Genomic DNA, 1,430 nt, shown 5'->3' with positions numbered 1-1,430 from the left:
TCAACCCAATACCGCATCGAAGACATTCTGACCATCGAGCGTATCGCCGTTTTATACCTGCAGCAGGGAAGCCCAATGCTTCCTTCGGCGGTGGTTGATGAGCACTTCACTCAACGCGAAGCGTATCTGGAAGGTTCGCTGACCGATGCCCCCGATTTATCCATTTACCGGGATTCGTCCCAAGAGGACACCACCCAAGAGGACACCACCGGAGAAAACCCGCAACAGCAAACTCCTCCCACCCCATGAAAGACAGCAAAGAGCCACTGAAAGAAAAATTGAAATATCTTCGCTTGAAGGGACTCAGCGAACACTGGGATGATTATCTCAAAGTGGCCGCGCAGAAGAACTTTTCCCACGCCCGGCTTCTGAACCATTTCGTCGATGAGGAATACCGGATCCGACGTGAAAACGCCTGTCGCTTCCGACTCCAAAAGGCCCGCATTCCCGAAACCCTGGTCATCGAAACCTTTCCCTTTGACCGGCAGCCTAAGCTCAACAGGAAGAAAATCATGTCCCTCTACGATTCCATGAGCTACATGAAGAACTCTCAGAACATCATCTGGCTGGGCAAAACCGGATGCGGCAAAACCGGACTGGCCACCGGCTTTCTCATTCACGCCGTCAATCAGGGTTACAGCGGCCGATCCGTCCTCTTCGCCGAACTCATCAACGATCTCTACAAATCGGTCGCCGATCACTCCCAACACAAAGTGCTCAAAAAATATCTCTCCTGGGACTGTCTGCTCATCGACGAGGTCGGATATGTTGAAGTCGAACCGGTTCAGGTCGGTCTTTTTTTCACTCTGATGCAGAAGCGTCACAGGAAGAAACCCACCCTCATCACTTCCAACCTGGGTTTCAGCGAATGGGGTTCCTTTCTCAGGAACGACCATCTCACCGCCGCTCTTGTTGATCGTCTGACTGAAAACAGTCATGTCATCAATATGAAACAGTGCAGAAGCCTGCGCTCCAAACTCACCCCGGACAATAAGCCTGGAAACGATCAGGCAAAGAGCTGATCGGCTTCGAGCCATTCCTTTGGAATCGGTGCTCCGGCTCCGGGGAGTCCGCCCCGATCCGCTGGACAGGTCCAAGTGGCATACTTCGGTTGGAATCCTTTCGGTCAACGGTGCCAAGTTCATTAACTGGAACCACGGAACCGGTGGCGGCGGAGCCATTGATCTGGTCATTCACTTGAACCACTGCAGTTTCAGAGAAGCTCTGGACTGGCTACAGAGACATTAGCCCCGTGCTTCGGGGTTTGAAGAAAATCATGGCCCGCCCCGGTGCGGATTGAAATTACCTCCGCCGGATCCTGTTCAACTCGGGCGTGTCAAAGCCTACCTCATTACTGAGCGCGCCATTGCTCCGGCATGGATTGATCCGCTCATCAAATCGGGTGTTCTCTACGCCGACGCCAGAGCCAA

The 1,430-nt window shown here is 53.2% G+C and carries 2 protein-coding genes; both read left to right on the top strand.

The annotated features are described in order from the left end of the window. The first annotated feature begins 245 nt into the window (after positions 1–245). Positions 246–1,022 (top strand): hypothetical protein, encoded by a 777-nt coding sequence (locus tag EYQ01_01075; GenBank protein ID HIE64408.1) that lies wholly within the window; start codon positions 246–248, stop codon positions 1,020–1,022. A 19-nt stretch (positions 1,023–1,041) separates the two neighbouring features. Further along, a complete protein-coding gene (locus tag EYQ01_01070) occupies positions 1,042–1,248 on the top strand; it encodes a hypothetical protein (GenBank protein HIE64407.1) in 207 nt (68 codons plus the stop codon). Positions 1,249–1,430: the final 182 nt, after the last annotated feature.

This window comes from Candidatus Manganitrophaceae bacterium (genome assembly GCA_012960925.1).
Classification (GTDB): Bacteria; Nitrospirota; Nitrospiria; order SBBL01; family JAADHI01; genus DUAG01.
Note: the sequence above shows the minus strand (reverse complement) of the source record. Positions and strands in the feature narration are given on the sequence as shown.

Bases quoted from the DNA above. Each gene is read 5' to 3' on its own strand.
- EYQ01_01075 (HIE64408.1), top strand. From the start codon at position 246: ATGAAAGACAGCAAAGAGCCACTGAAAGAAAAATTGAAATATCTTCGC.